This window comes from Bradyrhizobium sp. JR3.5, from assembly GCF_054057015.1.
The window spans coordinates 2,119,846-2,146,336 of record NZ_JBSRYV010000002.1; the positions used below are offsets into that span (position 1 = coordinate 2,119,846).

Below are 26,491 nucleotides of genomic sequence, written 5' to 3' on the forward strand. Positions count from 1 at the left end.
GGTAGCTCCAGGCCGGTTTTTTTGTGGCCATTTTCCAGGGGAAAGGGCCACTTCGGAGGTCACATGTCTGAATCCAAGTCTTCTGAGCCCAAGTCTACTGCCCACCTTCGTTCCGAAACCCGCCTCGTCCATGGCGGCACGCTCCGCTCGCAATTCGGGGAGACGTCGGAGGGGCTGTTTCTCACCCAGGGCTACGTCTACGACACCGCCGAGCAATGCGAGGCGCGCTTCAAGGGCCAGGATCCCGGCTTCATCTATTCGCGCTATTCCAATCCGACCATTGCGGTGTTCGAGCGCCGCATGATCGAGCTCGAGGGCGCGGAAGCCGCGCGCTCGACCGCGACCGGCATGGCCGCGGTAACGACCGCGATCCTCGCACCGCTGAAGGCCGGCGATCACGTGGTGGCGTCGAAGGCCCTGTTCGGCTCCTGCCTCTACGTGGTGCAGGACCTGTTGCCGCGCTACGGCATCGAGACGACGCTGGTCGACGGCCTCGATCTCGACCAGTGGCAGCGCGCATTGCGGCCCAACACCAAGACCTTCTTCCTGGAGAGCCCGACCAATCCGACGCTCGACGTGCTCGACATCGGCGCGATCGCAGAGATCGCGCATAGCGGCGGCGCCCGGCTGATCGTCGACAATGTGTTCGCGACGCCGATCTGGCAGAGCCCGCTGTCGCTCGGCGCCGACGTCGTGGTCTATTCCGCGACCAAGCATATCGACGGCCAGGGCCGCTGCCTCGGCGGCGTCATCCTGTCGTCGGAGGCCTTCATCGCCGAGCACATCCATAATTTCATGCGCCAGACCGGCCCGTCGCTGTCGCCGTTCAACGCCTGGGTGCTGCTGAAGGGGCTCGAGACGCTCGGCATCCGCGTCCGCGCGCAGACCGAAAACGCGGCGAAGATCGCCGAGGCGCTGGCGAAGCATCCGAAGATCACGCGGCTGGTCTATCCCGGCCGCCCCGATCATCCGCAGGCCGAAACGGTGAAGAAGCAGATGGGCGCCGGTTCGACGCTGGTCGGCTTCGAGGTCAAGGACGGCAAGGCCGGCGCCTTCCGTTGCCTCAACGCGCTGAAGATCTCGCGCATCTCCAACAATCTCGGCGATGCCAAGAGTCTGGTGACGCATCCCGCGACCACGACGCATCAGCGCCTGGCGCCGGAGGCCCGCGCCGAGCTCGGCATCAGCGAAGGTTTTATTCGCTTCTCGGCCGGGCTCGAGCATCCTGACGACCTGATCGAGGATCTTGAGCGCGCGCTGGAGCAGGTTTGAGGCAGAGTTAGAACGCATCATGGCCGGGCTTGAACCCGGCCATGATGGCTTCTCGCAAGTGAGACCTAACGCGGGATGAGTTTTGGTTGAATCGGCTTGGCGCGGTCTCGGTTCACCTCTCCCCGTTGGGGAGAGGCCGGATTGCGAAGCAATCCGGGTGAGGGCTCTTGCTCTCTCGATAGACCGTAACCCCTCACCCGATTTGCTGCGCAAATCGACCTCTCCCAAGGGAGAGGTGAACTTTCGACGCTGTTCCAGCCTAACCTAATCTCATCATGCTCTAGGTCGCCGCCGTCGTGACGCCACCGTCGACCACGATGGTCTGGCCGGTCATGAAGGTCGAGGCATCGGAGGCGAGATAGGCCACCGCGCCCGCGATCTCGTCGGGCTCGCCGATACGGCGGAGCGGCGTCGATGCGGTGCGGCGCTTCAGATTGTCCGGATCCTCCCACAGCGCGCGGGCGAAATCGGTCTTCACCAGGCCCGGCGCCACGCAATTGACCCGCACGCCCTTCGGGCCCCATTCGCCGGCGAGGCTGCGGCACAGCGCAAAGTCCGCCGCCTTGGAGATGCCGTAGGCGCCGATCACGGTCGAGCCGCGCAGGCCGCCGATCGAGGAGATGATGACGACCGAGCCCTTGCCACGTTCGGCCATCTGCGGGATCGCCAGCGCGGAAAGCCAAATGTTGCTCTTGACGTTGGAGCCCATGATCTTGTCGAAGGCCTCGTCCGTGATGTCGAGCAGCGGGCCGTAATAGGGATTCACTGCGGCGTTGCAGACCAGGATGTCGATCTTGCTGTAGTGCTTGATCGTGCCGGAGATCAGTCCCTCGACTTCCGCCCGGCGCGCGATATTGCAGGGGATGACAAGCGCGTCACCGCCCGCCTTCTTGATGCCGTCGGCGACTTCCTGGCAGGCATCCGCCTTGCGCGAGGAGATCACGACCTTGGCGCCGAGTTTTGCCAGCAGCTCCGCCGAGGAGCGGCCGATGCCGCGGCTCGAGCCGGTGACGACCGCGACCTGGCCGGTGAGATCGAACGGGGTGTTCTTCATTGTTGTTGCCTCCCGGATGCGCCGTCATTCCGGGGCGCGACGCAGTCGCGAACCCGGAATGACATGTGTGGGCTCAGGCCAACAGCCCGCCGCCCTCGCTAACGCGACGGAGGTGGTAGTCGGTATCGCCGAGCGTGTTCTCGATCATGGTGAGCCGCTTGAAGTAGTGGCCGATCTTGGCCTCCATGGTCATGCCGATGCCGCCATGAAGCTGGATCGACTGCTGGCCGACGAACTTCAAGGACTTGCCGACCTGCACCTTGGCGGCCGCGACCGCGGACGAACGCTCCTTGGCATCGCTGAAGTCCGACGCCATGGTCGCGAACATCGACATGCTGCGGGCCTGCTCCAGCGCGACGAACATGTCGGCGGCGCGGTGCTGCAGGCTCTGGAACGAGCCGATCGCAACGCCGAACTGCTTGCGGGTCTTGATGTACTCGACGGTCTCCTTCAGCGACTCGTCCATCGCGCCGACGGCTTCCGCGCACAGCGCAATGCGGGCTTCGTCCGCGACGCGCTCGATCAGGGGCAGGCCATTCTCGGGATCGCCGATCGCGGCATCCGCGCCGACCTCGACATTGGTGAAGGTGATGTCGGCCGCGTGCAGGCCATCCTGCGTGGGATAGCCCTTCCTGGTGACGCCCTTGGCATCCGCCGGAACCAGGAACACGCCGATGCCAGACTTGTCGCGCTGGCCGCCCTTGGTGCGCGCGGTCACGATCAAGGTGTCGGCGTTCTCGCCGTTGAGCACGACGAACTTCTCGCCGTCGATCACCCAGCCGTCACCCTTCTTCTTGGCCGTGGTCACGACGTCGAAGAGGTCGTAGCGCGAGTTCTTCTCGAGCTGCGCGAAGCCGAAGGTCTTGCTGCCGTCGATGATGCCGGGAATGTGCTTGGCCTTCTGCTCGGCCGAGCCGCCATGACGCAGGAAGCCGCCGGCGACCACGACGGTGGCGAGGTAGGGTTCGACCACCAGCGCCTTGCCGAGCGCTTCCATCACGATCATGGTCTCGACCGCGCCGGCGCCGAAGCCGCCGTCGGTCTCCGCGAAAGGCAGACCAAGCAGGCCCTGCTCGGCGAGCTTGCCCCAGAGCGCTTTGCTCCAGCCGCCCTTCTCCTTCATGTACTTCTTGCGTGCATCGAAGTCGTAGGCATCCGCCAGCAACCCGTCGACGCTTTCCTTGAGAAGCCGCTGCTCCTCGGACAGATCAAAATCCATCTTACCATCTCTCCAAAATCACGCGGGCGCCTGCCCTGATCTCCACTCGTCATCCCCGCGAATGCGGGGATCCAGCAATCGCCGGCAGTCGTCGTCTGCCATGACCGCCGCGGCGTACTGGGTCCCCCGCACGAGGCGGGGGACGACAGCTCAATGTGCGGCTTAAAGCCCCAGCACCGCCTTGCTGATGATGTTGCGCTGGATCTCGTTGGAGCCGCCGTAGATCGAAACCTTGCGGTTGTTGAAGTAGCTCGGCGCGATCTGGGCGGTCCAATCCATGCTCTCGTTCGAGCCGGCATCGCCGTGCTCGTCGTAGGGCGCGGCGAACGGACCGATGATCTCCATCAGGAGCTCGGTGGTGGTCTGCTGGATTTCCGAGCCCTTGATCTTGAGCACCGAGGACGCCGGATTGGGCTTGCCCTTGCCGTGCTTGCCTTCGTCGGCAACGACGCGAAGCTGGGTGAGCTCGAGCGCCTTCAACTCGATCTCGCAGGCCGTGAGCTTCTCGCGGAACGCCGGATCCTCGATGACAGGACGGCCGCCGGACTCGACCTTGGAGGCCAGCGCGCGGATGCGGCGCAGCCGCTCCTTCGAGACGCCAACCCGGGCGATGCCGGTGCGCTCATTGCCGAGCAGGAATTTTGCGTAATCCCAGCCCTTGTTCTCCTCGCCGATCAGGTTCTCGTAGGGAACCTCGACGTCGTCGAAGAACACTTCGTTGACCTCGTGGCCGCCGTCGATGGTCTGGATCGGGCGCACGGTGACGCCCTTCGACTTCATGCTGAACACGATGAAGGAGATGCCCATCTGCTTCTTCGCGTTGTTGTCGGTGCGGCAGAGACAGAAGATCATGTCGGCGTGCTGGGCGAGCGTGGTCCAGGTCTTCTGGCCATTGATGATCCACTTGTCGCCACGGCGCTCGGCCTTGGTCTTCAGCGACGCAAGGTCCGAACCCGAGCCCGGCTCCGAGAAGCCCTGGCACCACCAGTCGTCGACATTGGCGATGCGCGGCAGATATTCCTTCTTCTGCTTCTCGTTGCCGAAGGTGTAGATGACCGGGCCGACCATGCTGACGCCGAAGGCGAGCGGCTGCGGCGCCGGATAGGACTGCAGCTCTTCGTTGAAGATGTAGTGCTGCACGGTGCTCCAGCCGGTGCCGCCATATTCCTTCGGCCAGTGGGTGACGCCCCAGCCCTTCTTGTTGAGGATGCGCCACCAGGTGACCATCTCGTCCTTCGACAGATGGCGGCCTTCCTGCAGCTTGCGCCGGGTCTCCGGCGGCACGTTGTTCTTGAAGAACTCCCGTACCTCCTCGCGAAACGCTATCTCTTCCTTGGTGAAAGCGAGATCCATCGGATCCTCCTTTTGAAGTTCAACTGCTTCTTTCCTGGTCGTCCCGGCGAAGGCCGGGACCATAACCACCGGCCATCGGAATTGGCAAAGCCGGCTGCCGCTTGTGCCTCTTGCATAGGCCGCAGCGTATCGGTCCCGGCTTTCGCCGGGACGACGGATTCATTGCACCATATCGTCCATCATGAGCGCGATCCTGATGCGGTTTGTTGTGGTTTGGATGGAGATGTCTTGGGCTGCTGCTGGCGCAATTCGTGACGCGACAGCTTGCCGACCGGGGTGCGCGGCAGCTCGTCGACGAACTCGACCGCCGCCGGCAATTCATGCTTGCCGACCTTGCCGGCGAGGAATGCGCGCAGCTCGTCCACCGAGAACACTTTCTCGCCGTCGCGCAGCTTGATGAAGGCCTTTGCCGCCTCGCCGCGGTAGTCGTCGGGAATGCCGATCACGATCACTTCCTGCACGGCGGGATGCGTGTAGATCGCCTGCTCGATCATCTGCGGATAGACGTTGAAGCCGCCGGAGATGATCATGTCCTTCTTGCGGTCGACCAGATAGAAATAGCCGTCGGCATCCATGTAGCCGATGTCGCCGGTCAGGAAGCGGTCGCCGGCAAAGGCCTCCGCGGTCTCCGCCGGCCTGTTCCAGTAACCTTTGGTGACGTTCGGGCCGCGGATGCGGATTTCGCCGACCTCGCCGACCGGCATCACCTTGGTGGAATCCTCCAGCGACACCACGTCCATCTCGATGCCGGGCAGCATCAGCCCGATCGAGCCCGGCTTCTCCGGCCCCTCCTTGGGGTGGCCGGTGCCGGGCGAGCAGGTCTCGGTCATGCCCCAGCCGCTCTTCAGCTTCATGCCGACGCGGCGCTCGAAGATCTTTGCGACCTCGACCGGCAGCGGCGCGCCGCCGGAGCCGGCGACCACCAGCGAGGACAGATCGCGCTTGTCGAGGTCGGGCAGCGAGGCGATCGCGATCCACATCGTCGGCACGCCGGGAAACACCGTCGCGCGCTTGACCTCGATGTCGCGCATCACGGCCTCGACGTCGAAGCGCTGATGCAACGAGATCAGATGGCCGCGCCGGATCGCCGACAGCAGCACGACGGTCAGCGCATAGATATGAAACAGCGGCAGCACGCAGATCACGCGCTCGACCGCGTTGCGTTCGAGCCCGCCCCGGCTTGCCCCAGACATCGTAGATCGACACCGCCGCGGTGAGATTGCCGTGGCTGAGCATCGCCCCCTTGGGCAGGCCGGTGGTGCCGCCGGTATATTGCAGCAGCGCGACGTCCTCGACGTCGACCGCAGGCCATTGCGACGGCTTGACTGCACCGTCGATGAACTGGCGGTGCGTGATAACAGCTGGATTGTCCGGCAACGCGGTCTGCGGCGTGCCGACCTTGCCCCAATGATCATCCTCGCAAACGATCAGGCGGTCGAGCAGCCCCTTGGCGAGGAATTTCAGCGCCGTCGGCAACAGCGCCGACAGGTTGCTGGTGACCAGCACCCGCGCGCCTGAATCGGAGAGCTTGTGCGACAACGCGATCTCGCCGTCGAGCGGCGACAGATGCACGACGCGGGCTCCGGCCTTCAGCGCACCGAAGAAGTTGATCGGATGGTCCGGCGAGTTGCCGAGAAACAGCGCGACCGAGGTGCCCTTGCCGTAACCGGCCCGCATGAAGGCGGCAGCCGCGGTCTCGACCAGCGCCTCAAGCTCGCTGTAGCTGATCTGCCGGTCGCGGAATTCAAGCACCGGGCGCGCGCCGAACTCAGCGGCGGCATTCGAGAGCAGGTCCGGCAGCGTGCCGCGCGTGATCTCGTCGCTCCACTGCACGCCCTTGGGATAATATTGTTCGCCGGGATAGGTCATGGAAACGTTCAACACCTGTTAGGTGGGCATCGGCGTGTGGGCTCCCCTCCCCCTTGTGGGGAGGGGTTGGGGAAGGGGGTTCACGCGGGCAATGCCGATGCGGCCACCCCTCTCCCTAACCCTCTCCCACAAGGGGAGAGGGAACCCGAACACCGAGCCAGTAGCGCCAAGAAAGATCACGCCGCCTTCGACGCGGCGGCGAGCGAGGCGAAGGTCTTGCCTTCGTCCGCGAGCTTCTTCAGCAGCGGCGCCGGCTCGAGCGAAGGATCGTTGGTCTCCTTGGCGTAGAAGGCCAGACGATCGGCGATGTGCTTGAGGCCCACGGTGTCGGCCCAGAACATCGGGCCGCCGCGATAGATCGGCCAGCCATAGCCATAGAGCCAGACCACGTCGATGTCCGACGGCCGCGCCGCGATACCCTCGGCGAGGATCTTCGCGCCTTCGTTGATCATCGGGTACATCATGCGCTCGAGGATCTCGTCGTCGCTGACGACGCGCTTCTTGCGGCCGAGGCGCGCCAGCGTCTCGTCGATCAGCTTCTCGACCTCCGGATCGGGCAGCGCCGCGCGCGAGCCCTGCTCATACTTGTAGTAGCCCTTGCCGGTCTTCTGGCCGAAACGGCCGGCTTCGCACAGCGCGTCCGCGATCTCCGACTTGATGCCGCGATCCTTGCGCGAGCGCCAGCCGATATCGAGACCGGCGAGATCGCCCATCGCGAACGGGCCCATCGGCATGCCGAACTTGGTGACAACAGCGTCAACCTGCTGCGGCAGCGCGCCTTCGAACAGCAGCTTCTCGGACTGCTTGCCGCGCTGCGCCAGCATGCGGTTGCCGACGAAGCCGTCGCAGACACCGACCACCGCCGGCACCTTGGCGATCTTGCGCGCGATCGAGACGGCGGTGACCAGCGCATCCGGCGCGGTCTTGTCGGCGCGCACGATCTCGCACAGCTTCATGACGTTGGCCGGCGAGAAGAAGTGCATGCCGAGCACGTCCTGCGGACGCTTGGTCGATTGCGCGATCTCGTCGATGTTGAGGTAGGAGGTGTTGGAGGCCAGCACCGCGCCCGGCTTGGCGTACTGATCGAGCTTGCCGAACACTTCCTTCTTGACCGCCATGGTCTCGAACACCGCCTCGATCACCAGATCGGCGTCACCGATGTTCTCGATGCCGACGACGCCGTTGATCAGCGCCATGCGCTTGGCGGGCGCGTCCGCCGGGATGCCACCGCGCGCGGCGGTCGCCTCGTAGTTCTTCTGCATGATGCCCATGCCGCGCTTGAGTTGCTCCTCGCCGGTCTCGATCAGGGTGACCGGGATGCCGGCATTGGCGAACGACATCGCGATGCCGCCGCCCATGGTGCCGGCGCCGAGGATGGCGACGCGCGCCACGTTGCGGCCCTTGGTGCCCTCGGGAACACCGGAGATCTTGGCGGCTTCGCGCTCGGCGAAGAACGCGTAGCGCTGCGCCTTGGACTGGTCGCCGTTCATCAGCTTGAGGAAGCCCTCGCGCTCCTTCTTCAGGCCCTCATCGAACGGCAGGTCGATCGCGGCACCGACGGCGTCGGCAGCAGCGAACGGCGCCTCGAGGCCGCGCGACTTCTTGGTCAGCGCAGCGACCGCATTGGTGAAGATCGAACGGTCGGCCTTGGCCGCGGCGAGCTTGCTGTCGTCATCGCGCAGCTTGCGCAGCGGACGCTTCTCGGCGACCACCTTGCGCGCAAATGCCTCACCGCCCGACGCCGGCCCCTCGACGATCTCGTCGATCAGGCCGGCCTTCAGCGCGGCATCCGCGCCGATCGGATCACCGCCGACGATCATCTTGACCGCGAGCTCGGGACCGACCGCGCGCGGCAGGCGCTGGGTGCCGCCGGCGCCCGGCAGCAGGCCGAGCTTCACCTCGGGCAGACCGAGCTTGGCGTCCTTGGTGGCGACGCGATAGTGGCAGGCCAGCGCAACCTCGAGGCCACCGCCGAGCGCGGTGCCGTGGATCGCGGCAACGATCGGCTTCGGCGAGCTCTCCATCAGGCTCAGCACTTCGGCGAGGCCGGGCGGCTTCGGCGGCTTGCCGAATTCGGTGATGTCGGCGCCGGCGATGAAGGTGCGGCCGGCGCAGGTCAGCACGATACCCTGGACCTGCGCGTCATCGATGGCGCTCTTGACGCAATCGAAGATGCCGCCGCGCACGGCAGCGCTCAGCGCGTTCACGGGCGGACTGTTAACCGTGACGACGGCAATGTTGTCATGACGTTCGAGCTTGACGACTTCACTCACCGGGACTCTCCCTGGATGCTTGTTCTTGAACTTGTGTTGAGTAGCTGCACGACTTGCGTCGAGCCGCTACGATTAGACCAATTTCGCACTGCGAAATTTAATTCCACATCTTGACACGGAGGGTTATTTTGAAGCACGAGCCTTGTCAACGAGCATGACAAGGGCAGGGAATGAAGCGCGCCAGCAAGAAAGCAGCGACCGATCGCAATTTCGTCGTCGCGCTTTCCCGCGGACTGGATGTCCTGCGTGCATTTCAACCCAATGACGGGCTGCTCGGCAATCAGGAGATTGCGGCCCGCACCAAGTTACCGAAACCAACCATTTCCCGGCTGACCTACACGCTGACCAAGCTGGGATACCTTACACCTGTACCAAAATTCGAAAAGTATCAGCTCGCGCCGTCGGCGATGGCGCTCGGCTACGCCGCGCTCGCCAATCTCGGCGTTCGGCATTTGTCCGAGCCGTATCGAGAAGAAGTGATGCGCGCGACCGGCGGCGCAGTTGCTGTCGGCGGCCGCGACCGTCACAGCATGATCTATTTCGGCCAGAGCCGGAACGGCCTGGCGCTCGGCGTGCAGCTCGACGTCGGCTCGCGGGTACCGATCGCGACCACCGCGATGGGCCGTGCCTATATTTGGGCATTGCCACCCGAAGAACGTGCGGCTCTACTACGCGAGCTGCGGGATCACTATGGCAGCCGCTGGGCCAAGATCCGCGACGGCATCGAGCGCTCCGGCGAGACGGTGGCGAAGCACGGCTTCACCCTGTCCACCGGCGACTGGCAGAACGACGTCGCCGCAGCCGGCGTTGCATTGAAATTGAACGACGGAACCGGTCCTTACGCCTTCAATTGCGGCGCGCCGGCATTCCGCTTCACGGAAGATAGATTACTCAACGACATTGGACCTCGCCTTGTCGCGATGGTAAGGAACATCGAGCAGGCGCTCGGTGGAATGGCGCCGCAATCCAAAAAAGAACAAAGCAAAAAGTCTAGAGCAGGAGGGAAAGTTGCACGTTTGGCCGAGGGGAATCAGATAGCCTCCATCGCGTCCGGCGAAATCCATCGCAGGGCCGCTCGCACCGCTCAGAGATGGCGGGCGAGACGAGATGACGCAGGCACAGCTCGCGCAGGGGAATGATCCCCTGCTCGCGGTTCGCGACGTCAGCGTCGTGTTCGGCGGCATCATTGCACTGAATGGCGTGTCGTTCGACATGCGCCATGGGCAGATCCTCGGCCTGATCGGACCGAACGGCGCCGGCAAGACGACGCTGTTCAATTGCCTGTCGCGGCTCTACCAGCCCTCGTCCGGCGATATCCTGATGGAAGGCAAGAGCATCCTGTCGCGGCCGCCGCACCGGATCGCCGAGATCGGCATCGGCCGCACGTTCCAGAACGTCGCGCTGTTTCCCAATCTGTCCGTGATCGACAATGTGCGCGTCGGCGCGCATGCGCGCACCTCGAGCGACATCGTCAGCGACTCGCTGCGCCTCGCCTGGGTCCGCCGCGGCGAGAGCGACATGAACAAGAAGGTGCACGACATCCTCGGCTATCTCGATCTCGAGGACGTCGCCCACACCGTGGTCTCGGGACTTCCGTTCGGCACCCAGAAGCGCGTCGAACTGGCACGCGCCCTGGCGGCGGATCCGAAGATCCTGCTGCTCGACGAGCCGGCCGGCGGCCTCAATCACGAGGAAGTCTATGTGCTCGGCGATTTGATCCGCAAAATCCGCGATGACCGTAAAATTACGGTGTTGCTGGTCGAGCATCACATGGGTCTCGTGATGTCGATCGCCGACCACGTCGTCGCGCTCAATTTCGGCCGCAAGCTGGCCGAAGGCACGCCGGCCCAGGTCCAGGCCGACCCCGACGTCATCAAGGCCTATCTGGGGAGCAAGGACCAATGACAGCGATGCTCAACGTCAAGGACCTGCGCGCCTATTACGGTCAGGTCCAGGCCCTGCACGGCCTCAGTTTCTCGCTCAACGAGGGTTCGTTGACCACCCTGCTCGGAGCCAACGGCGCCGGCAAGACCACCACGCTGCGGGCGATCTGCAACATGGTGCGTTCGACCGGCGCGATCGAGTTCGAGGGCAAGCCGATCGGCACACGTTCGACCGAGAATGTGGTCCGCCTCGGCATCGCCCATGTGCCACAGGGCCGCGGCACCTTCACCAACATGACGGTGGAGGAAAATCTGCAGCTCGGCGCCATCAGCCGTTCCGACAAGAACGCCATCGGCTCCGACATCGAGCGGATGTACGAGCATTTCCCGGTGCTGAAGCAGCGCTATACCCAGCAGGCCGGCACGCTGTCGGGCGGCGAGCAGCAGATGCTCGCGGTGGCGCGCGCGCTGATGCTGCGGCCGCGCCTGATGCTGCTCGACGAGCCGTCATTCGGCCTTGCGCCGCTGATCGTGCGCGACCTGTTCCGCATCCTCGGCAAGATCAATCGCGAGGAAAAAGTGACTATCCTAGTGGTCGAGCAGAACGCGCAGCTCGCGCTCGAGCTCGCCGACCAGGCCTATGTGATCGAAACCGGACGGATCGTGATGTCGGGCAATGCCAAGGACATCGCGAACAACGAAGACGTCCGCAAATCCTATCTCGGCTACTGAGGAGCTGGCACAATGGAGCTTTTTGCCAACCAGGTCCTGGCCGGCATCGCCACGGGCGCGATCTATGCCTGCATGGCGCTCGCGGTCGTGATGATCTACCAGGCCATCGACCATCTGAATTTCGCCCAGGGCGAAATGGCGATGTTCTCGACCTTCGTGTCCTGGCAGCTGATGCAATGGGGTGTGCCATATTGGGGCGCCTTCGTGCTCACCGTCGCGTTTTCATTTGCCGCCGGCATCGTCATCGAGCGGTTGCTGTTCAAGCCGCTGGCCAAGGCCCCGATCCTGACCAATGTCGCCGGCTTCATCGCGCTGTATGCGATCATCAACTCGGTCGCCGGCCTGATCTGGGACTTCACCATCAAGCAGTATCCGACGCCGTTCGGCTCCTCGCCGTTCCTCGGCAGCCAGCTGATCTCGACCCACCAGGCCGGCATGATCGGCATCACGCTGCTGATGCTGCTGCTGCTGTTCTTCTTCTTCCGCTTCACCCGGGTCGGCCTTGCGATGCGGGCGGCCGCCTCGCTGCCTGAATCGGCCCGCCTGGTCGGCATCAACACCTCCTGGATGATCGCGCTGGGCTGGGGCATGGCGTCCGCGATCGGCTCGATCGCCGGCATGATGATCGCGCCGGTGGTGTTCCTCGAGCCGAACATGATGCTCGGCGTGCTGATCTACGGATTTGCCGCAGCCGTGCTCGGCGGCCTGACCTCGCCGTTCGGCGCCGTGATGGGCGGCTTCCTGGTCGGCATCTTCGAGAACCTCGTCGGCACCTACATCCCCGGCGTCGGCAATGAGCTGAAACTTCCGATCGCGCTCGCGCTGATCATCGTCGTCCTGGTCGTTAAACCGGCAGGCCTGTTCGGCCGCGCCATCGTCAAGCGAGTTTGATCATGAGCGCCGCTGAAGACATCGTCACAGAAGCCCCCGCCGTCGAGGCTGTGCCCAAGCGTGCCATGACGCTGGGCTACGGCACCTCGCTCGTCGTGCTTGCCGCGCTGATCCTGATCCCGCTGTTCGTGAAGAACTTCATCATCTTCCAGATGACGATGCTTCTGATCTACGCGCTTGCGGTGATGGCGCTCAACATCCTGACCGGCGGAAGCGGCCAGTTCTCGCTCGGGCAGAGCGCGTTCTACGCCGTCGGCGCCTATACGTCGGCGATCCTGATGGAGCATGCGGGCATGAACTATGCCCTGACGCTGCCGGTCGCCGGCATCGTCTGCTTCGGCTTCGGCTTCCTGTTCGGCCAGCCGGCGCTGCGGCTATCCGGCGTCTATCTGGCGCTCGCGACCTTCGCGCTCGCCACCGCAATGCCGCAGTTGCTCAAGCTCGGCTATTTCGAGCACTGGACCGGCGGCGTGCAGGGCCTCGTCGTCACCAAGCCGGATGCCCCGTTCGGGCTGCCGATGTCGCAGGATATGTGGCTTTATTACTTCACCCTGGCGGTCGGGATCGCGATCTACATCGCCTCGGTAAACCTTTTGCGCTCGCGCTCCGGCCGCGCCTTCATGGCGATCCGCGACAACGAGATCGCGGCCTCCGCGATGGGCGTCGACGTCGCGCTGTACAAGACGCTGGCGTTCGGCGTCTCGGCCGGCATCACCGGCGTTGCCGGCGGTCTCGGCGCCATCGCGGTGCAGTTCGTGGCGCCCGACGGCTACACCATCCAGCTCGCGATCTCGCTGTTCCTCGGCATGGTGGTCGGTGGCGTCGGCTGGCTGCCCGGCTCGATCGTAGGCTCCGCCTTCATCATCTTCGTGCCGAACATCGCCGAAGGCATCTCGAAGGGCCTTTCGGGTGCGGTGTTCGGCGTGCTGCTATTCCTCGTCATCTTCCTCGTGCCGCACGGCGCCAGGCAGGTTGCGATCGTTGCCCAGCAACTGGCCGCAAAGCTCAAGAAGAACTAAGAATCTTTAGAACCAAACCAGGAGACATTATGCTTTCTACCGTTCGGATCGCCGCGATTTCCGCGGCGATCGTCGCTGTTGCCGCGACGTCCACTGCCGCATTCGCCCAAAAGAAATACGACACCGGCGCAAGCGATACCGAGATCAAGGTCGGCAACATCATCCCCTATTCGGGACCGGCCTCTGCCTACGGCGTGATCGGCAAGACCGAAGAAGCCTACTTCAAGATGATCAACGACCGCGGCGGCATCAACGGCCGCAAGGTCAATTTCGTCAGCTATGACGACGCCTACTCGCCGCCGAAAGCGGTCGAGCAGGTGCGCAAGCTGGTCGAGAGCGACGAAGTGCTGCTGGTCTTCAACCCGCTCGGCACGCCGTCCAACACCGCGATCCAGAAATACCTGAATTCCAAGAAAATCCCGCAGCTGTTCGTCGCCACCGGCGCCACCAAGTGGAACGATCCGAAGAACTTCCCGTGGACCATGGGCTGGCAGCCGAGCTACCAGAGCGAAGCGCAGATCTATGCCAAGTGGCTGATGAAGGAGAAGCCCGACGCCAAGGTCGCGATCCTCTATCAGAACGACGACTTCGGCAAAGACTACCTCAAGGGCACCAAGGACGGTTTCGGCGCCAAGGCGGCCTCCAGCATCATCATGGAGGAGAGCTATGAGGTGTCCGAGCCGTCGATCGACGGCCACATCGTCAAGATCAAGGCCGCCAATCCGGACGTGCTGCTGATCTACACCACGCCGAAGTTCGGCGCGCAGACCATCAAGAAGACCGCCGAGCTCGGCTGGAAGCCGCTGCAGATCATCACCAACGTGTCGGCCTCGGTCGGCAGCGTGATGCAGCCGGCCGGCTTCGACAACGCCCAGGGCGTGCTGTCGGCGGCCTATGCCAAGGACGGCGCCGACTCGCAGTGGAACAACGACCCCGGCATGAAGAAGTGGTCCGAATTTCTCGACAAGTACATGCCGGGCGCCGACAAGACCGACGGCGGCTAATGTCTACGGCTATGGCGCCGCGCAGACGCTCGCCAAGGTGCTGGAAATGTGCGGCGACGACCTCACCCGCGCCAACGTCATGAAGCAGGCGGCGAGCCTGAAGGACTTTACGCCGGACACCCTGCTGCCCGGCGTCAAGATCAACACCTCGGCCACCGACTTCGCCCCGATCGCCCAGCTGCAGATGCAGCGCTTCAAGGGTCAGAAGTGGGAACTGTTCGGTGACATCATTTCCGGCGACGTCCCCTCTGAGTGACGTTGCACTGCGGGAATAAAACAACAGCCTCCGCGATAACAGTCGCGGGGGCTTTTTGTTGACGCCCCGCGCCGATCGTATTGAATACTCGAAACTAAAGAACCCGAGGTGGGGAAACCATGACTGCCGCACGTCCGTCCCTGACGGCGCTCTTGTCCGCATTGGCTCTGCTCCTGACGAGCTGCAATGTCGCGCTGGCGCAGAAGAAGTACGACACCGGGGCCAGCGACACCGAGATCAAGATCGGCAACATCATGCCCTACAGCGGTCCCGCCTCGGCCTATGGGGTGATCGGCAGGACCGAGGCGGCCTACTTCAAGATGATCAACCAGGCCGGCGGCATCCACCGCCGCAAGATCACCTTCATCTCCTACGACGACGGCTACTCGCCGCCCAAGACGGTGGAGCAGGCGCGCAAGCTGGTCGAGGACGACGAGGTGCTGCTGCTGTTCGGCTCGGTCGGCACCGCAGGCAACGCTGCGATCCGGAAATACATGAACGAGAAGCAGGTGCCGCAGCTGTTCATCGCCTCCGGCGCCTCCAAGTGGAACGACCCCAAGAACTATCCCTGGACCATGGGCTGGCAGCCGTCCTACCAGGACGAGGCGCGGGTCTACGCAAAATACATCATGAAGCACAAGGCAGACGCCAAGGTTGCCGTGCTTTACCAGAACGACGATTTCGGCAAGGACTACCTCAAGGGCCTGAAGGACGCCTTCGGCGACAAGGCCTCGATGATCGTCGCCGAAGAGGCTTACGAGACGTCGGAGCCTGCGATCGACAATCACATCGTCAAGCTGAAAGCCGCCGGCGCCGACACCTTCATCAGCATCACGTCACCGAAATTCGCGGCGCAGGCGATCAAGAAGGCCGCCGAAATCGCCTGGACGCCCTTGCAGTTCGTCGCGAATGTCTCAGCCTCGGTCGGCGGCGTCATGCAGCCGGCCGGCTTCGAGAACTCGCAGGGCATCCTGTCGGCGTCCTATCTCAAGGACGGCGCCGATCCGCAATGGGACAAGGATCCCGGCATGGAGAAATTCCTTGCCTTCCTCAAGAAGGATTATCCCGACGCCAACAAGCTCGACGGCGCCACCTCCTTCGGCTACGCCGCCGCACAGACCATGGTGCAGGTGCTGGAGAGGTGCGGTGACGACCTCACCCGCGCCAACATCATGAAGCAGGCCGCGAGCCTGAAGGATTATGTCCCCGGCACGCTGCTGCCGGGCATCAGCATCAACACCTCGGCCACCGACTTCGCGCCGATCAAGCAGTTGCAGCTGATGCGCTTCAAGGGCGAGAAGTGGGAGCTGTTCGGCGACATCATCTCGAGCGGACTCAGCAACTAGGACGACGCACGATCACCATGCAAACGCTTCGCGTGTGTTGCGGAGCGTTTGTGCGGCACCGGCTTTCCTCGCAACGCGTTCGACTAAATGACGCCCTCCGCGGCAGCGCCGCGGGGGGCTTTCTGTTGCTGGCACCTGACGAAAGGTATTCAATGCCGCGAGGAGCCGCAAAGTGCTTCCACTCCAAAAATCGTGACACATTCACCGTGATCCAAGGGAGATCAAAATGCCTGCTATCCGTTTGCGGTTGGGGGCCTTTTCGGCTGCCGTCGCATTGCTCGCAGCGACCACGAGTCCCTCCGTCGCGCAGAAGAAATACGACATCGGTGCCTCCGACAGCGAAATCAAGATCGGCAACATCATGCCCTACAGCGGAGCGGCTTCCGCCTATGGCGTGATCGGCAAGACCGAGGAGGCCTATTTCCGCAAGATCAATGCCGAGGGTGGCATCAACGGCCGCAAGATCACCTTCATCAGCTATGACGACGCCTACACACCACCGAAGACCGTCGAGCAGGCGCGCAAGCTCGTCGAGAGCGACGAGGTGCTGCTGATCTTCAATTCGCTCGGCACGCCGCCGAACTCGGCGATCCAGAAGTACATGAACCAGAAGAAGGTGCCGCAACTGTTCGTCGCCACCGGCGCCACCAAGTGGAACGACCCGAGGGAATTTCCCTGGACGATGGGCTGGCAGCCCAACTACCAGAGCGAGTCCATCATCTACGCAAAGTACATCCTGAAGAACAAGCCGGACGCCAAGATCGCGGTGCTCTACCAGAACGACGATTACGGCAAGGACTATCTGAAGGGCTTCAAGGACGGGCTCGGCGCCAAGGCCGCATCGATGATCGTCGCCGAGGACAGCTACGAGGTGACGGAGCCGACCATCGACTCCCACATCGTCAGGCTCAAGGCCTCCGGCGCCGACGTGTTCTTCAACATCACGACTCCGAAATTCGCGGCGCAGGCGATCAAGAAGAACGCCGAACTCAACTGGCATCCGCTGCATTTCCTCAACAACGTCTCCGGATCGATCGGCAGCGTGATCAAGCCCGCCGGCTTCGAGAACGCCCAGGACATCATCTCGTCGCAATATTTCAAGGACCCGACCGACCCGCAGTGGAAGACCGACAAGGCAATGATCGCCTGGAACGAGTTCCTCGATAAATACTATCCGGAAGCGAACCGCGCCGATGCCTCGGTGATGTACGCCTACATCGTCTCGCAGGGCCTGGTGCATGTGCTCAAGGCGTGCGGCGACGACCTGACCCGCGAGAACGTCATGAAGCAGGCGGCCAGCATTCGCGATTACGAACCCGGCGGCCTGTTGCCGGGAGTCAAGGTCAACACCTCGGCGACCGATTTCGCGCCGCTTTCGCAACTGCAATTGATCCGCTTCAAGGGCCAGACCTGGGAGCGCTTTGGCGACATTTTGAGCGGCGACGTCGGCGGTTAACCCGGAATTGTCGACTAAAGACGAGGCCCCTGCGGCGTTGTCGCAGGGGCTTTTCATTGAGACGGGCCGCCTGAAATGCTAATCATTGCAGTCAAATAACAGAGCCCTCGAAACAGGGGGCCGCGACACGTTCGTCTGACAACAGGGAGAGAGACATAGATGTCCGCTACCACAAGACTTGCGGTCCTCGGGGCCGCGCTCGCGCTCGTCGCGATATCCAGCAGCGCTGCGCTTGCCCAGAAGAAATACGACACCGGCGCCAGCGACACCGAGATCAAGATCGGCAACATCATGCCCTACAGCGGCCCCGCATCGGCCTATGGCATCATCGGCCGCACCGAGGCCGCCTATTTCAAGAAGATCAACGATGCCGGCGGCATCAACGGCCGCAAGATCAACTTCATCTCCTACGATGACGCCTACTCGCCGCCGAAGGCCGTGGAGCAGGCCCGCAAGCTGGTCGAAAGCGACGAGGTGCTGCTGATCTTCAACTCGCTCGGCACGCCGTCGAACTCGGCGATCCAGAAATACATGAACTCGAAGAAGGTGCCGCAGCTGTTCGTCGCCACCGGCGCCACCAAGTGGAACGATCCGAAGGACTTTCCCTGGACCATGGGCTGGCAGCCCAACTACCAGAGCGAGACCCAGATCTACGCAAAGTACATCCTGAAGAACATGCCGAACGCCAAGATCGCGGTGCTCTACCAGAACGACGATTACGGCAAGGACTATCTGAAGGGCCTGAAGGACGGTCTCGGCCAGAAGGCCGCCAGCATGATCGTCGCCGAAGAGAGCTTCGAGACTTCCCAGCCGACCATCGATAGCAACATCGTCAAGCTGAAAGCCAGCAACGCCGACGTCTTCATCGACATCGCGACGCCGAAATTCGCGGCGCAGGCGATCAAGAAGGTCGCCGAGATCGGCTGGAAGCCGACCCACTTCCTCAACAACGTGTCGGCCTCGGTCGGCAGCGTGATCAAACCGGCCGGCTTCGAGAATGCGCAGGACATCATCTCCGCCGCCTACCTGAAGGACGCTTCCGACAAGCAATGGGACAATGATCCCGGCATGAAGGAATTCTACGCTTTCATGGCCAAGGACTTCCCCGAGGGCGACAAGCTCGACGGCGGCACCGTGGTCGGCTTCGGCGTGGCCCAGACCCTGGTTCAGGTGCTGAAGCAGTGCGGCGACAACCTCACCCGTGAGAACATCATGAAGCAGGCGGCGAATCTGAAGGACTTCCGCACCGAAGTGCTGCTGCCCGGCATCAAGATCAACACCGCCGCGAACGATTTCGCCCCGATCAGCCAGTTGCAGCTGATGAAGTTCAAGGGCGAGAAATGGGAACTGTTCGGCGACGTCATCAGCGCCGACGTCGGCGGCTGATTTCCTGCCGACAATCGACCGACAATGGCCCCCTGCGATACCGTCGCAGGGGGCTTTTCATCGGCCATGGGGCCGGCTCAACGACCGGCCGAGGGCGGTGCCTGCTTACACTTTGCCCGGCAATGCGCTAGGAAAACCGGCAACAACCGCAGCGAACCCGGCGCCCTTGCGCGCCGGCAACAACAAGGAGTTTTCGGGAAATGCCGAAGCCGATCCGTCACCGTGTCGCAACCGCCCTGCTCGGCCTCGCCGTCGCCGCCGTGACCGGCAATGCCGCGTGGGCGCAGAAGAAATACGACACCGGTGCGACCGATACCGAGATCAAGATCGGCAACATCGTGCCCTATAGCGGCCCGGCGTCGGCCTATGGCGTGGTCGGCAAGGCGATGGCCGCGGTGTTCAAGAAGGTCAACGACGATAGCGGCATCAACGGCCGCAAGATCAATTTCATCTCCTATGACGACGCCTATTCGCCGCCGAAGGCCGTCGAGCAGGCCCGCAAGCTGGTCGAGAGCGACGAGGTGCTGTTCCTGTTCGGCACGCTCGGCACCGCCTCCAACACCGCGATCCAGAAATACCTCAACGCCAAGAAAGTGCCGCAGCTGTTCGTCGCCACCGGCGCGACCAAGTGGAACGATCCGAAGACGTTCCCGTGGACCATGGGCTGGCTGCCGAGCTACCAGAGCGAGTCGCGGATCTACGCGAAATATCTGCTCAAGGAGAAGCCCGCCGCCAAGGTCGCGGTGCTCTATCAGAACGACGACATGGGCAAGGACTACCTCAAGGGCCTGGAAGACGGCTTCGCCGGCGATCCGGCGCGGATCGCCGCCAAGGAGAGCTACGAGGTCGCCGAACCCACCATCGATTCCCATGTCGTACGGCTGAAATCCGCCAATCCCGACGTCATCATCTTCTTCACCACGCCGAAATTCGGCGCCCAGGCGATCAAGAAGCTCGGCGAGATGAACTGGAAGCCGGTGACGATCGTCTCCAACGTCTCGGCCTCCACTGCGACGGTGATGCGTCCGGCCGGGCTCGACAATGCGCAGGGCGTGATCTCGGCGGCCTACGCCAAGGACGCCAGCGATCCGCAGTGGAGGGACGACGCCGGCATGAAGGCGTTCGACGAACTGCTCGCCAAGTACATGCCCGACACCAACCGCGTCGATGCCTCGGCGATGACCGGCTACAACATGGCGACGACCATGGTCGAGGTGCTGCGCCGCTGCGGCGACGACCTCACCCGCGCCAACGTGATGAAGCAGGCGGCGAGCCTGAAGCAGTTTGCGCAGGGCGGCCTGCTGCCCGGCGTGACGCTATCGACCGGGCCGTCCGACTTCCAACCGATCGAGCAATTGCAGCTGATGCAGTTCAAGGGCGAGCGCTGGCAATTGTTCGGCGACGTCATCAGCGGCGAAGTCGCCGGAAACTAAGAGGCAGGATTCGTTTTTTGATTCGATCCACGTCCCGGACTCTCACCTCACCTCTCCCGCTTGCGGGGGAGGTCGGATCGCATCGAAGATGCGATCCGGGTGGGGGTTCTCTCCACCACGCGACTCGCGGTGACACCCCCACCCTAGCCCTCCCCCGCAAGCGGGAGAGGGAAAAGCAATCCCATCGTGATGCCTCCCCTCTCACGAAAGCACAGCCATGACCGACCGTCGTCCTTTCCTGCGTTCGATCTTCGATGCCGCGGTGGCGGCTGCGCATCCCGATGTCGTGCTAGCATCGCGGCTGCGGCCGGCGCCGAAGGGACGCGTGATCTGCCTCGCCGCCGGCAAGGGCGCCGGCGCCATGGCCGCGGCGGCGGAGCGGCACTATCTCGACACGCTCGGTCTCGAGCCGTCGCGACTGGTCGGCATCGCCACCACCCGGCACGGCCATGGCGTGCCGACCCGCCGCATCCAGGTGGTCGAGGCCGGCCACCCGGTGCCCGATGAAGCCGGCCAGCGCGCCGCCGACGATACGCTGCGGCTGGCGGCGGAAGCCAGCGCCGACGATCTCCTGCTGGTGCTGCTGACCGGCGGCGGCTCGGCGAACTGGATCGCGCCCGTCGAGGGCGTGAGCTTTGCCCAGAAGCAGCAGGTCAACCGCGCGCTGCTGCGCTCCGGCGCGCCGATCGGCGAGATGAACATCGTCCGCAAGCATCTGTCGCGGATCAAGGGCGGACGGTTGGCGCGCGCCGGCCAGCACGCTGCCGAGATCGTCACGCTGGCGATTTCCGACGTGCCGCATGACGATCCCTCCGCGATCGCCTCGGGGCCGACGGTGCCGGACCCGACTACGCTCGCGGATGCCCGCGCGCTGGTCGCGAAGTACAACCTCTCCGTCGATGACGCGGTCCGCCGCGCGCTCGACGATTCCCGGAACGAGAGCTGCAAGCCGGGCGATCCGGCCTTTGCGCGGGCGACGTTCGAGCTGCTGGCGAAGCCCAAGGCCTCGATCGACGCCGCGGTGAAGGTCGCGCAGGACGCCGGCTACGAGACCATCGCGCTCGGCGCCGATCTCGAAGGTGAGGCCCGCGATGTCGCGGCCGGGCACGCCAGGCTCGCGCTGAAGGCCCGCAGCGAGCGCAAGCGCGTCGCGATCATCTCCGGCGGCGAACTTACGGTGACAGTGCGCGGCAACGGCCGCGGCGGCCCCAACCAGGAATACGCGCTGGCGCTGGCCGACTTGCTCAAGGACACGCCCGACATCTCGGCCCTCGCCGCCGACACCGACGGCGCCGATGGCGGCGCCGGCAGCGCCACCGACCCCGCCGGGGCCGTGATCGATCAGGCGACATTCGCGAAGATGAAATCGATCGGCCTCGATCCCAGGGCCTATCTCGAGAACAACGACGCCACGGGCTTCTTCGCGCAGACCGGCGATTTGTTGCTGACCGGGCCGACGCTGACCAATGTCAACGATGTCAGGGTGATTTTGGTCGACTGACGCGCACCGCTCTCTCCCGTCATTGCGAGCGCAGCGAAGCAATCCACCGCGTCACGTGCGGAGAGATGGATTGCTTCGTCGCTGTCGCTCCTCGCGATGACGGCCGACGGGCCGAAACCCGCCCCTTAAAACTCCTGCGCGAGCTTCGCCAGCATCTCCAGCAGCGCGGAGTGGTTGGCCGGGCCGAGCACCTCGATCAGCCGGGCCTCGTGCTTGTTGGCAACCAGCTTCTTGGCGCGCGCCAGCACGGCGCGGCCCTTGTCGGTCAGGACCAGGATGTGGGAGCGCCGGTCGTTGGTCGAGCGCATCCGCGCGCAAAGGTCGCGGCTCTCCAGCGCGTCGAGCATGGCGACGAAATTCGGCCTGAGGATGCCGAGCGTGTTGGCGATCTCGGTCTGGTTGCGGCCCGGATTCTTGTCGAGCAGCAGCAGCACCGAGAACTGCGCCGGCGTCAGCTGCAGCGGCGCGACGCAGCGCAGGAAGTCCTCGAACACCTTGAGCTGCGCGCGCTTCAGCGAATAGCCGAGCAGTCCGGACAGTTCGCCCAATTGCAACATGCTGTCGTCCCCGGCAGGATCGACCGGTTCCCTGCGCGGGGCACGCGACGAACGGACGGCATCGGAGGCGGTTTTCGAAACAGTCATCGCTCCAGGCTCGCAATCCCGGTACAAAAACCCCGCGGGACGCTCGGGGACCTTGAGATTATATCTAATAATCGTTATACACCATATCAAATATCGACGGCTATCAACAGCCGGTATCGGCCGACCCGACCGGCACAGCCGGCCGCGGCGGTCCGACGCTTGAGGGGGAGCGCTCGGCCTTGAACACAACGATCATGCTGTTCCTGCTGCAGGACGGCATCACCAATGGCGCGATCTACGCACTGCTCGGGCTGGCCCTGGTGCTGGTGTTCGCGGTGACGCGGGTGATCCTGATCCCGCAGGGCGAATTCGTGACCTACGGCGCGTTGAGCTACGCCATGCTGGCGACCGGCCAGGTGCCCGGCACGGTGCGCCTTGCCGTCGCGATGGGCCTTGTCGCGTTCGCACTCGACCTGTTCTTCGCCCGCAAGGCGCTGCATGCCCGGCTGGTGCTGCGCTCGGTCGCGCTCAATATCGTCTTTCCTACAGCGCTGCTCGGCCTCGTCTATGCCCTGGTTGGTCCCCATACGCCGATCGCCGTCAACATTGCGCTGGCGCTGCTGATCGTGGCGGCGATCGGGCTGTTTCTCTACCGCATCGCCTTCCAGCCGATCGCGCATACCTCCGTGCTGGTGCTCCTGATCGCCTCGGTCGGCTGCCATCTGGCGCTGCAAGGCCTCGGCCTGGTGTTCTTCGGCGCCGAAGGCCTGCGCGGCCCGGCGCTGTCGAGCGCCGCGGTGACCGCGGGTCCGCTGCGCTTCACCGGCCAGAGCCTTGCTGTGTATACCCTGACGGTCGGCTTCATCGTCGGGCTATGGCTGTTCTTCGGCTACACCAAAACCGGCAAGGCGCTGCGGGCCACCGCGGTCAATCGCCTCGGCGCCCGCCTGGTCGGCATCCGCACCACGCTGTCGGGCCAGATCGCATTCCTGCTCGCCTCCGTGATCGGCGCGATTTCCGGCATCCTGATCGTGCCGATCACGACGCTCTATTACGACACCGGCTTCCTGATCGGCCTGAAGGGCTTTATCGCCGCCATCATCGGCGGCCTGGTCAGCTATCCCCTGACCGCGGTCGCGGCCATCGTGGTCGGCATCGTCGAGGCCTTCTCGTCGTTCTACGCCAGTAATTTCAAGGAAGTCATCGTGTTCACGCTGATCCTTCCCGTCCTGGTGCTGCGCTCGCTCGCAGCGCCCCAGGTCGAGGAAGAGAAGGACTGAGCGCGATGACACAGCGGCTCCCTCTCATCATCTTCGCGCTCGTGATGGCGGTGATCCCGCTTCTCCCGGGCGTCCCGCCGTTCTGGATCGTGCTGCTCGACAATATCGGCCTCGCCGCGCTGGTCGCGATGGGGCTTGTGCTGCTCACCGGCGTCGGCGGCCTCACCTCGTTCGGACAGGCCGCGTTCTGCGGCTTCGGCGCCTACACCACGGCGGTGCTGACCACCGCCTACGGCGTCTCGCCGTGGCTGACGCTGCCGGCTTCGCTCGTGGTCAGCGGCATTGCAGCGGTGCTGCTCGGCATCGTCACGGTGCGGCTGTCAGGCCACTATCTGCCGCTCGGCACCATCGCCTGGGGCATCGGCCTGTTCTACCTGTTCAGCAAGCTCGAATTCCTCGGCCGCAACGACGGCATTTCGGGTATCCCGCCGCTCTCGATCGGCTCGTTCAAGATGCTGAGCCCGGACACGATCTATTACGCGATCTGGGTTGCGGTGCTGCTCGCGGCGCTATTGACCATGAACCTGCTGGATTCCCGCACCGGGCGCGCCATCCGCGCGTTGCGGCGCGGCCATATCGCGGCCGAAGCGTTCGGCGTGCAGACGCCGCGCGCCAAGCTCCTGGTGTTCATCTATGCGGCGGTGCTGGCCGGCCTGTCCGGCTGGCTCTACGCGCATTTCCAGCGCGCCGCCAACCCGACGCCGTTCGGCGCGCAGGCCGGCATCGAGTATCTGTTCATCGCTGTCGTCGGCGGCGCCGGTTACGTCTGGGGCGGCGTGCTCGGCGCCGGCATCGTCGTGATCCTGAAAGAGGTGCTGCAGAGCTACCTGCCCTATATCTTCGGCGGCCAGAGCCAGCTCGAGACCATCGTGTTCGGCATCATGCTGGTGCTGCTGTTGCAGCTCGCACCGCAGGGCGTCTGGCCCTGGCTGATGTCGCGGCTGCCGTTCAAGCCGGCCCGCAAGACGCCGGACACATCGGTGAAGCTGGAACACCGTGAGCGGGCGGCGGGAACGTCTCCGGTCCTGCTGCACATCGACAAGGCGCGCAAGCAGTTCGGCGGCGTGCTCGCCGTGAACGACGTTTCGTTCGACGTCAACACCCGCGAGATCGTCGCACTGATCGGCCCGAACGGCGCCGGCAAGAGCACGACCTTCAACCTGATCACCGGCGTCCTGGCCGCAACCAGCGGCAAGATCGCCGTGCTCGGCAGGGAGGTCGCAAACGCTCCGCCGCAAGAGGTGGTCAAGCTCGGCGTTGCCCGCACGTTCCAGCACGTCAAGCTGGTGCCCGACATGACCGTGCTGGAGAACGTCGCGATCGGCGCGCATCTGCGCGGCAATTCCGGGGCGATCTCCAGCATGCTGCGGCTCGACCGCGCGGATGAGGCGAAACTGCTGGCGGAAGCCGCGCGGCAGATCGCGCGCGTCGGCCTGTTCGACCAGATCGACCAGCTCGCGGGCTCGCTGTCGCTCGGGCAGCAGCGCATCGTCGAGATCGCCCGCGCACTGTGCGTCGATCCGATGCTGCTGCTGCTGGACGAACCGGCGGCCGGGCTGCGCCACATGGAGAAGCAGCGGCTGGCCGCGCTGCTCCGGCAGTTGCGCGACGGCGGCATGTCGGTGCTGCTGGTCGAGCACGACATGGGGTTCGTGATGGATCTCGCCGACCGCATCGTGGTGCTGGATTTCGGCACCAAGATCGCCGAGGGCACGCCGGCTGCGATCAAGCGCAACCCCGACGTGATCAAGGCCTATCTCGGAGCCGCCGCATGAGTGCGCTGCTATCGGTGACCGACGTCCACATTGCCTACGGCAAGGTCGAGGCCGTACGCGGCGTCTCGCTCGACGTTGGAGAGAACGAGATCGTTACCATCATCGGCGCCAACGGCGCCGGCAAGACCACACTGCTCAACGCCATCATGGGCGTGCTGCCGCTGCGGGGCCGCACCACCTTTGCCGGCGTCGACATGGCGCCGCTCGATATCGAGGACCGCGTCGCGACGGGCCTGAGCCTGGTGCCCGAGCATCGCGAATTGTTCGGCACCATGAATGTCGAGGACAATCTCGAGCTCGGCGCCTTCCGGATCGCGAAGGCAACCGCGGCCCGCTCGCTGGAGCGGGTCTACGCGCTGTTTCCGCGGCTCAAGGAGCGGCGCAAGCAGCTCGCCGGCACGCTGTCCGGCGGCGAGCAGCAGATGCTGGCGATGGGCCGCGCGCTGATGGGCGCGCCGAAATTGCTGATGCTGGACGAGCCGAGCCTCGGCCTCGCCCCGATCATCGTCGCCGACATCTTCCGCATCGTCGGCGAACTCCGCGCAGCCGGCGTCTCGGTGCTGCTGGTCGAGCAGAACGCCCAGGCCGCGCTGCAGATCGCCGACCGCGCCTATGTGATGGAGCTCGGCGAGTTCGTGCTGTCGGGCCCGGCCAGGGACATCGCCGCCAACAAGGGCGTCGCCGCGAGCTATCTCGGCTTCCAGCTCGAAGGCGAGAGCGCGATCTAGAACGCGCCGCGCCAGCGCGGAGAGAGCGTCACCCCACCTCGCCCGCCAGGGGAGGATGAAGGCGGGTGCGTCTTCTGATGAACCACGTCTGACCACGCTTGCATTCGCGCAATGCTTGCGCTCCACTTCACCCTCCCCTGGAGGGGGAGGGTCGAGCGCGCACGGCGATGCGTAGCA

The 26,491-nt window shown here is 64.2% G+C and carries 18 protein-coding genes and 3 pseudogenes; 15 read left to right on the forward strand and 6 right to left on the reverse strand.

Annotation, left to right across the window (positions count from 1 at the left end):
• The first annotated feature begins 63 nt into the window (after positions 1-63).
• Entirely contained in the window at positions 64-1,272 is a 1,209-nt protein-coding gene (locus tag ACVWW1_RS27045; RefSeq protein WP_456658017.1) for an O-succinylhomoserine sulfhydrylase, read from the forward strand.
• A 280-nt stretch (positions 1,273-1,552) separates the two neighbouring features.
• Here ACVWW1_RS27045 and ACVWW1_RS27050 read toward each other — a convergent pair whose 3' ends face one another.
• The 5 genes and pseudogenes from ACVWW1_RS27050 to ACVWW1_RS27070 all read right to left on the reverse strand — a co-directional run bounded on the left by ACVWW1_RS27050 (position 1,553) and on the right by ACVWW1_RS27070 (position 9,040).
• Complete coding sequence (locus ACVWW1_RS27050) at positions 1,553-2,326, reverse strand: SDR family NAD(P)-dependent oxidoreductase (RefSeq protein ID WP_456658018.1); 774 nt, start codon at positions 2,324-2,326, stop codon at positions 1,553-1,555.
• A 73-nt stretch (positions 2,327-2,399) separates the two neighbouring features.
• Positions 2,400-3,545: a pimeloyl-CoA dehydrogenase small subunit gene (pimD, locus tag ACVWW1_RS27055; protein ID WP_456658019.1), complete on the reverse strand. Its 1,146-nt coding sequence runs from the start codon at positions 3,543-3,545 to the stop codon at positions 2,400-2,402.
• A gap of 162 nt (positions 3,546-3,707) precedes the next feature.
• Positions 3,708-4,898, reverse strand: a complete 1,191-nt coding sequence (gene pimC / locus ACVWW1_RS27060; protein WP_456658020.1) for a pimeloyl-CoA dehydrogenase large subunit — start codon at positions 4,896-4,898, stop codon at positions 3,708-3,710.
• Positions 4,899-5,077: 179 nt separating this feature from the next.
• Positions 5,078-6,767, reverse strand: a pseudogene (gene pimA / locus ACVWW1_RS27065) (dicarboxylate--CoA ligase PimA).
• 176 nt (positions 6,768-6,943) lie between these two features.
• Positions 6,944-9,040, reverse strand: a complete 2,097-nt coding sequence (locus ACVWW1_RS27070; RefSeq protein ID WP_456658021.1) for a 3-hydroxyacyl-CoA dehydrogenase NAD-binding domain-containing protein — start codon at positions 9,038-9,040, stop codon at positions 6,944-6,946.
• 170 nt (positions 9,041-9,210) lie between these two features.
• On the opposite strand from ACVWW1_RS27070, the pseudogene ACVWW1_RS27075 reads away from it, so the two are divergent.
• From ACVWW1_RS27075 to ACVWW1_RS27125, 11 genes and pseudogenes are all read left to right on the forward strand, one after another.
• Positions 9,211-10,068: pseudogene (locus tag ACVWW1_RS27075) on the forward strand (IclR family transcriptional regulator); the annotation flags it as partial.
• 79 nt (positions 10,069-10,147) lie between these two features.
• Positions 10,148-10,945 (forward strand): ABC transporter ATP-binding protein, encoded by a 798-nt coding sequence (locus ACVWW1_RS27080; RefSeq protein WP_050406254.1) that lies wholly within the window; start codon positions 10,148-10,150, stop codon positions 10,943-10,945.
• Positions 10,942-11,655, forward strand: coding sequence for an ABC transporter ATP-binding protein (locus ACVWW1_RS27085; protein ID WP_097676739.1), 714 nt, complete (start codon positions 10,942-10,944; stop codon positions 11,653-11,655). Before ACVWW1_RS27080 ends, ACVWW1_RS27085 begins: the two co-directional genes overlap by 4 nt.
• A 12-nt stretch (positions 11,656-11,667) precedes the next feature.
• Positions 11,668-12,546 carry a branched-chain amino acid ABC transporter permease gene (locus tag ACVWW1_RS27090; protein WP_021076976.1) on the forward strand — a complete coding sequence of 293 codons (879 nt, stop codon included), beginning with the start codon at positions 11,668-11,670 and terminating at the stop codon, positions 12,544-12,546.
• Between the two features lie 2 nt (positions 12,547-12,548).
• Positions 12,549-13,565 (forward strand): branched-chain amino acid ABC transporter permease, encoded by a 1,017-nt coding sequence (locus ACVWW1_RS27095; RefSeq protein WP_176528750.1) that lies wholly within the window; start codon positions 12,549-12,551, stop codon positions 13,563-13,565.
• A 29-nt stretch (positions 13,566-13,594) separates the two neighbouring features.
• A pseudogene (locus ACVWW1_RS27100) lies at positions 13,595-14,825 on the forward strand (ABC transporter substrate-binding protein).
• Between the two features lie 119 nt (positions 14,826-14,944).
• Positions 14,945-16,171 (forward strand): ABC transporter substrate-binding protein, encoded by a 1,227-nt coding sequence (locus ACVWW1_RS27105; RefSeq protein WP_456658022.1) that lies wholly within the window; start codon positions 14,945-14,947, stop codon positions 16,169-16,171.
• Between the two features lie 226 nt (positions 16,172-16,397).
• The gene (locus ACVWW1_RS27110) at positions 16,398-17,627 is read left to right on the forward strand and encodes an ABC transporter substrate-binding protein (protein ID WP_176528747.1); all 1,230 of its coding nucleotides are present in this window, start codon (positions 16,398-16,400) and stop codon (positions 17,625-17,627) included.
• Between the two features lie 159 nt (positions 17,628-17,786).
• Entirely contained in the window at positions 17,787-19,013 is a 1,227-nt protein-coding gene (locus tag ACVWW1_RS27115; protein ID WP_456658023.1) for an ABC transporter substrate-binding protein, read from the forward strand.
• 200 nt (positions 19,014-19,213) lie between these two features.
• Positions 19,214-20,446, forward strand: a complete 1,233-nt coding sequence (locus tag ACVWW1_RS27120; RefSeq protein ID WP_456658024.1) for an ABC transporter substrate-binding protein — start codon at positions 19,214-19,216, stop codon at positions 20,444-20,446.
• Between the two features lie 217 nt (positions 20,447-20,663).
• Positions 20,664-21,947, forward strand: a complete 1,284-nt coding sequence (locus tag ACVWW1_RS27125; RefSeq protein WP_456658025.1) for a glycerate kinase type-2 family protein — start codon at positions 20,664-20,666, stop codon at positions 21,945-21,947.
• Positions 21,948-22,072: 125 nt separating this feature from the next.
• Here ACVWW1_RS27125 and ACVWW1_RS27130 read toward each other — a convergent pair whose 3' ends face one another.
• Positions 22,073-22,591 (reverse strand): MarR family winged helix-turn-helix transcriptional regulator, encoded by a 519-nt coding sequence (locus ACVWW1_RS27130; RefSeq protein WP_456658026.1) that lies wholly within the window; start codon positions 22,589-22,591, stop codon positions 22,073-22,075.
• A gap of 179 nt (positions 22,592-22,770) precedes the next feature.
• Here ACVWW1_RS27130 and ACVWW1_RS27135 point away from each other — a divergent pair, with 179 nt between their 5' ends.
• The 3 genes from ACVWW1_RS27135 to ACVWW1_RS27145 are packed head-to-tail and all read left to right on the forward strand — an operon-like array spanning position 22,771 to position 26,314.
• On the forward strand, positions 22,771-23,811 hold the full coding sequence (locus ACVWW1_RS27135) for a branched-chain amino acid ABC transporter permease (protein WP_456658027.1): 1,041 nt from the start codon (positions 22,771-22,773) through the stop codon (positions 23,809-23,811).
• A 5-nt stretch (positions 23,812-23,816) separates the two neighbouring features.
• Positions 23,817-25,586: a branched-chain amino acid ABC transporter ATP-binding protein/permease gene (locus tag ACVWW1_RS27140; RefSeq protein ID WP_456658028.1), complete on the forward strand. Its 1,770-nt coding sequence runs from the start codon at positions 23,817-23,819 to the stop codon at positions 25,584-25,586.
• On the forward strand, positions 25,583-26,314 hold the full coding sequence (locus ACVWW1_RS27145) for an ABC transporter ATP-binding protein (protein ID WP_456658029.1): 732 nt from the start codon (positions 25,583-25,585) through the stop codon (positions 26,312-26,314). Before ACVWW1_RS27140 ends, ACVWW1_RS27145 begins: the two co-directional genes overlap by 4 nt.
• Positions 26,315-26,491: the final 177 nt, after the last annotated feature.

Coding starts and splice junctions, on each gene's coding strand:
- pimD (WP_456658019.1), bottom strand. CDS start 3,545: ATGGATTTTGATCTGTCCGAGGAGCAGCGGCTTCTCAAGGAAAGCGTC.
- pimC (WP_456658020.1), bottom strand. CDS start 4,898: ATGGATCTCGCTTTCACCAAGGAAGAGATAGCGTTTCGCGAGGAGGTA.
- ACVWW1_RS27095 (WP_176528750.1), top strand. CDS start 12,549: ATGAGCGCCGCTGAAGACATCGTCACAGAAGCCCCCGCCGTCGAGGCT.
- ACVWW1_RS27120 (WP_456658024.1), top strand. CDS start 19,214: ATGCCGAAGCCGATCCGTCACCGTGTCGCAACCGCCCTGCTCGGCCTC.
- ACVWW1_RS27090 (WP_021076976.1), top strand. CDS start 11,668: ATGGAGCTTTTTGCCAACCAGGTCCTGGCCGGCATCGCCACGGGCGCG.
- ACVWW1_RS27140 (WP_456658028.1), top strand. CDS start 23,817: ATGACACAGCGGCTCCCTCTCATCATCTTCGCGCTCGTGATGGCGGTG.
- ACVWW1_RS27080 (WP_050406254.1), top strand. CDS start 10,148: ATGACGCAGGCACAGCTCGCGCAGGGGAATGATCCCCTGCTCGCGGTT.
- ACVWW1_RS27050 (WP_456658018.1), bottom strand. CDS start 2,326: ATGAAGAACACCCCGTTCGATCTCACCGGCCAGGTCGCGGTCGTCACC.
- ACVWW1_RS27105 (WP_456658022.1), top strand. CDS start 14,945: ATGACTGCCGCACGTCCGTCCCTGACGGCGCTCTTGTCCGCATTGGCT.
- ACVWW1_RS27115 (WP_456658023.1), top strand. CDS start 17,787: ATGTCCGCTACCACAAGACTTGCGGTCCTCGGGGCCGCGCTCGCGCTC.
- ACVWW1_RS27110 (WP_176528747.1), top strand. CDS start 16,398: ATGCCTGCTATCCGTTTGCGGTTGGGGGCCTTTTCGGCTGCCGTCGCA.
- ACVWW1_RS27130 (WP_456658026.1), bottom strand. CDS start 22,591: ATGACTGTTTCGAAAACCGCCTCCGATGCCGTCCGTTCGTCGCGTGCC.
- ACVWW1_RS27045 (WP_456658017.1), top strand. CDS start 64: ATGTCTGAATCCAAGTCTTCTGAGCCCAAGTCTACTGCCCACCTTCGT.
- ACVWW1_RS27145 (WP_456658029.1), top strand. CDS start 25,583: ATGAGTGCGCTGCTATCGGTGACCGACGTCCACATTGCCTACGGCAAG.
- ACVWW1_RS27085 (WP_097676739.1), top strand. CDS start 10,942: ATGACAGCGATGCTCAACGTCAAGGACCTGCGCGCCTATTACGGTCAG.
- ACVWW1_RS27125 (WP_456658025.1), top strand. CDS start 20,664: ATGACCGACCGTCGTCCTTTCCTGCGTTCGATCTTCGATGCCGCGGTG.